Source organism: Moorena sp. SIO1G6, assembly GCF_010672795.1.
GTDB lineage: Bacteria > Cyanobacteriota > Cyanobacteriia > Cyanobacteriales > Coleofasciculaceae > Moorena > Moorena producens.
The window spans coordinates 1-5,378 of record NZ_JAAHFZ010000121.1 but is presented as its reverse complement, the minus strand read 5'-3'; the positions used below and the strand labels follow the sequence as shown (position 1 = coordinate 5,378).

Below are 5,378 nucleotides of genomic sequence, written 5' to 3'. Positions count from 1 at the left end.
AGTTCTCCGGGTACACCAATGGGTACGGGTTGGAGATGAGAGTCTAAAATGTAAATCTGGGTATTAGCAACCGGACGACCAATGGGTACACTTAACAACTGAGTTCCGGCTTGACAAGGATAATAACTAGCATCTATGGTTGCTTCTGTCGGCCCGTATAAATTAATCAGTTCGGCTTTTTGCACTGTCTCAAACTTTGAGAGCAAATCTTTTGAGAGCAGTTCACCCCCACAAAACACTCGTTTCAAGCTTGGACAGGATGCCAAAGTACCTTCTGAGAGCAACATTTGTAGTAAAGTGGGAACAACCTGAAGGATGGTAAGAGAATGCTTGTTTATGGTGTCTATTAGATAAGCCGGGTCTTGATGTCCTCCAGAACCTGCTATTACTAACTGTCCCCCTACCAATAAAGAGGCGTAAAATTCCCACACCGACGCATCAAAACAGAAAGGGGTTTTTTGTAAAACTTTATCTTCTACGGAGAGAGGAAACTCTGTCTGCATCCAGTTCAGATGATTAACTAAAGCTTGATGAGGAATCATTACCCCTTTAGGTTTTCCTGTTGAACCAGAAGTATAGATGGCGTAAGCTAAATTTTGGCTAGTGACAGAGCTATCAAAATTTTTGGGACTTTCTTGCTCAATCAAATTCCAATCTTGGTCTAGGCAAACTATTTCAGGGTGATGATTAGTTAATTGAGGGGTCAAATTTTGCTGAGTTAATAGAATGGAAGCTTGGGATGTTTCTAGAATGTGGGTTATCCGGTCCCTCGGATAACCTGGAGCCAGAGGAACATAAGCTCCACCAGCTTTCAGAACCCCATAAATACTCACTACCATCTCCAGGGAAGGTTCCAGAAATATCCCAACTAAAGTATCTGGTTTAACTCCTAACTTCCGCAAATAATGTGCCAGTTGATTAGCTTGACCATTCAACTCCTGATAAGTTAATGTTTGTTCTTCAAATGCCACCGCCACTGCATCCGGTGTCCGTTCTACCTGTTCCTCAAATAACTGATGAATGCACTTATCCTGGGGATAATTAACAGCCGTATCATTCCACTCCACTAATAACTGATGACGTTCGGCTTCAGTCAACAAGGGCAATTGAGCAATGGAGGTTTCTGGATTAGCAACAATTCCCTCTAGTAAAGTCATAAAATGTCCGATCGCCCGGTCAATAGTTGTAGCATCAAACAAATCGGTATTGTACTCGATCGCCCCGATCATTCCCTCTGGTCGTTCCTCTAAATTAAAAGTGAGGTTAAACTTCGAGGTGCCCGAATCTACCTCTAACTGGCTGACCGTCCATCCCAGCTTATCATCAGTTAAAGGGGGCTGAAGCACAAACATTACCTGAAAAAGGGGATTTTGGCTGACGTGGCGATCGGGATGAAGAGCATTGACCACCTGCTCAAACGGCACATCTTGATTGGCGTAAGCAGATAAAATGACATTTCGGACTCGCTTTAACAATCCTGAGAAACTGGGATGGCCACTGAGGTCGCTACGCACAACTAAAGTATTGAGAAAGTCTCCCATGACTCCTTGTAACTCCGGTCGGTTGCGTTGGGAGGTGACAGTACCAATGACAATATCTTCTTGAGATGAATAGCGATAAAGCAGAACCTTGATGGCTGTAGCTAAAGTCATAAATAAGGTGACACCCTCTTTGCGGCTCATGGTTTTGAGTTTTTCGGTTAAATCTTTAGAGAGTGTAAAACAAAGCCTCGAACCGGCAAAGGTGGTTTGTGGGGTGTGGGCACGGTCAGTGGGAAGTTGTAACTGGGGTAAATTTTCCAGTTGTTTTTCCCAGTAGGCAAGCTGATTGGAAAGAATTTCTCCCTGTAACCACTGTCGCTGCCAAAGGGCAAAGTCAGCATATTGGATGGTTAACTCCGGCAGAGGTGAGGGTAAGCCTTGATAAAATGCCGTATAAAGGATTTCCAATTCCGGCCAAAATATACAGGTAAGGGATTCTCCATCCACCACAATATGATGCACGGCCAAGTAAAGTCGATAATCTGTTTCTGCAAGTTGAATCAGAGTGGCTCGCAGCAAGGGGCCTCGGGCTAGTTCAAAAGCGGTGCCAAGCTGTTCGGTGGCAATTCGCAACCCTTCGGTTTCTCGTTCCGTTTCCAGCAAGAAGCGCAAATCAACTACGGGTAAAGTCAAAGTCGATGGCGGATGAATTTCCTGAACTGGCTGCCCGTTGACGACTCTAAATGTAGTCCGCAGAATTTCGTGACGGCGGATGAGTTCTGTCAAACTGTTTGATAATGCCTGGATATTAATATCCCCACCTAAATGAATGCTTAAGGTTTCGTTGTAGACTGGTTCAGAGGGAGTTAATTGAGTGAGAAACCACAATTGTTCTTGAGCAAAGGATAAAGGAATAGTTTGCTGTCGTGAAATGGGTTCGAGGGATGGCAAACGATTCGATCCCTCTTGTTGAGCTACCTGGGTAACAATTTTGGCTAACTCTGCTACTGTAGGATACTCGAATAAGCAATTTAGCGATAATTCTACTTGGAAGCGATCGCGCAGTCGTGCCATAATTTTGGTAGCTAATAGGGAATGACCACCTAATTCAATAAAGTTGTCATGGATTCCGATGGGAGATATACCGAGAACTTCTGACCAAATTTGAGCTAATTGTAATTCCATCGAGTCGCGGGGGGCAACAAAACTGGTTTCTCGAAGCAAACTTGAAGCATCTGGAACAGGTAAACCACGAAGGTTGACTTTGCCATTGGGAGTCAGGGGTAAACTTTCTAAAATGACAAAAGCCGATGGGATCATGTAGTCGGGTAGCTTAGTCTTGAGGAAGGAACGCAAATCATTGATCGTAGTTTTTGCGTCATTGGTAATTAAATAAGCAACCAGGCGTTGGTCTCCTGGAATGTCTTCGCGGGCAATGACTACAGCTTCTCGCACGTTGGAATGTTGGGCAAGTACTGCTTCAATTTCTGAGAGTTCGATCCGGAAACCTCGAATTTTTACTTGATGATCAATACGTCCAATAAACTCTATATTTCCATCAGGTAAATAACGGGCTAAATCCCCAGTTTTATAGAGGCGAGAACCTGGTTTATTGCTAAAGGGGTTAGGGATAAACTTTTGCTCTGTCAGTTCGGGACAGTTGAGATAGCCTCGAGCTAAACCCGCACCACCAATATGCAGTTCTCCGGGTACACCAATGGGTACGGGTTGGAGATGAGAGTCTAAAATGTAAATCTGGGTATTAGCAACCGGACGACCAATGGGTACACTTAACAACTGAGTTCCGGCTTGACAAGGATAATAACTAGCATCTATGGTTGCTTCTGTCGGCCCGTATAAATTAATCAGTTCGGCTTTTTGCACTGTCTCAAACTTTGAGAGCAAATCTTTTGAGAGCAGTTCACCCCCACAAAACACTCGTTTCAAGCTTGGACAGGATGCCAAAGTACCTTCTGAGAGCAACATTTGTAGTAAAGTGGGAACAACCTGAAGGATGGTAAGAGAATGCTTGTTTATGGTGTCTATTAGATAAGCCGGGTCTTGATGTCCTCCAGAACCTGCTATTACTAACTGTCCCCCTACCAATAAAGAGGCGTAAAATTCCCACACCGACGCATCAAAACAGAAAGGGGTTTTTTGTAAAACTTTATCTTCTACGGAGAGAGGAAACTCTGTCTGCATCCAGTTCAGATGATTAACTAAAGCTTGATGAGGAATCATTACCCCTTTAGGTTTTCCTGTTGAACCAGAAGTATAGATGGCGTAAGCTAAATTTTGGCTAGTGACAGAGCTATCAAAATTTTTGGGACTTTCTTGCTCAATCAAATTCCAATCTTGGTCTAGGCAAACTATTTCAGGGTGATGATTAGTTAATTGAGGGGTCAAATTTTGCTGAGTTAATAGAATGGAAGCTTGGGATGTTTCTAGAATGTGGGTTATCCGGTCCCTCGGATAACCTGGAGCCAGAGGAACATAAGCTCCACCAGCTTTCAGAACCCCATAAATACTCACTACCATCTCCAGGGAAGGTTCCAGAAATATCCCAACTAAAGTATCTGGTTTAACTCCTAACTTCCGCAAATAATGTGCCAGTTGATTAGCCCGACAATTAAACTCCCGATAAGTTAATTGCTCCCTATCAAACACCACCGCCACTGCATCCGGTGTTTTTTCCACCTGTTCCTCAAATAACTGATGAATGCACTTATCCTGGGGATAGTCAACCTGAGTATTATTCCACTCAATTAATAACTGATGACGTTCGGTTTCAGTCAACAACGGCAATTGAAAAATGGGAGTTTCTTGATTGGCAACAATCCCCTCTAACAAGGTCAGATAATGACTCGCAATCCGGTCTATAGTTTCAGGATAAAATAAATCACTATTATAATTCCATCGCAGATTCAACTGATCACCCACTTCAATCATTTCTACAGATAGGTCATAGGGAGCGCCACGTTGTTCTTCCAACAGATAAGGCTGAATTTGAAGTAATTCATCTGGAAAATCTGTATCATCCCATCTTAATTTTCGCCAATTAAACATGACAAAAGAAACCAGAGGATGACGGAAATTACTTTTCAGTTTCAACTGCTTGAGCAATTGACTCAAGGGATAATTATAAGCTTCATGTTTCAGGGCTTGGTCAACCGTCTGAGCGACTTGTATCAGCAATTCCTTAAAAGTCGTATTTCCCTCCAGATTCCCTGGCACAACAACTAAGCTTGCCAAATAGCCCGCTACATCCTTAAACTCTTTTTTACCCCGTCGATTTTCCGTGGGAATATTGACAAGAATATTTTTCTGATTTGTGTAGCGATATAACAGCACATAAAAGGCACTCAACGCAATTTGAAAGAGACTAATACTATCGGATTGTAGTTGTTTCAGACGCGATAGCAATTCTTCATTGAGTTTGAATTCATGGGAATCACTGCGATAAGTAACTAGACTGGGGCGCGGTAGATCCGTTGGTAAATCTAAAATTGGCAACTCACCCGCTAATTGTTTTTCCCAATATTGCCAAAGCTTTTCTCCCCAAGGTGACTTCAGCATTTCTGATTCCCAATTGACAAAATCGGTATAAGCTAAAGGTTCTTTAACTGGAATACCCCGATATAATTGTTGGAATTCTTTTAAAAATAAATCTTTGGTAAAACTATCACTACCAATCTGGTGAATCGTAAACAATTGAACCCATTCGGTTGCGGAACGCTGAAACAAATATAATCGGATAATGGGGTCTTTTTCTGGGGGGGCGACAAGCGCCCCGTAAACCTTGATATATATTAAATTGAGCGAATTATGGTAAAAAAAGATAGGTCAGAAATTGTCAAGACGACCTATCAAGTTAGAATGATACCAGAATTATACCAA

Annotated in this window: 1 protein-coding gene; it reads right to left on the bottom strand. The window is 42.6% G+C overall.

Annotation, left to right across the window (positions count from 1 at the left end; genetic code table 11):
* Nucleotides 1-5,192, bottom strand: a 5,192-nt coding sequence (locus F6K63_RS36080; protein ID WP_287314903.1) for a non-ribosomal peptide synthetase, incomplete at its 3' end; no start/stop codon positions are given.
* Nucleotides 5,193-5,378: the final 186 nt, after the last annotated feature.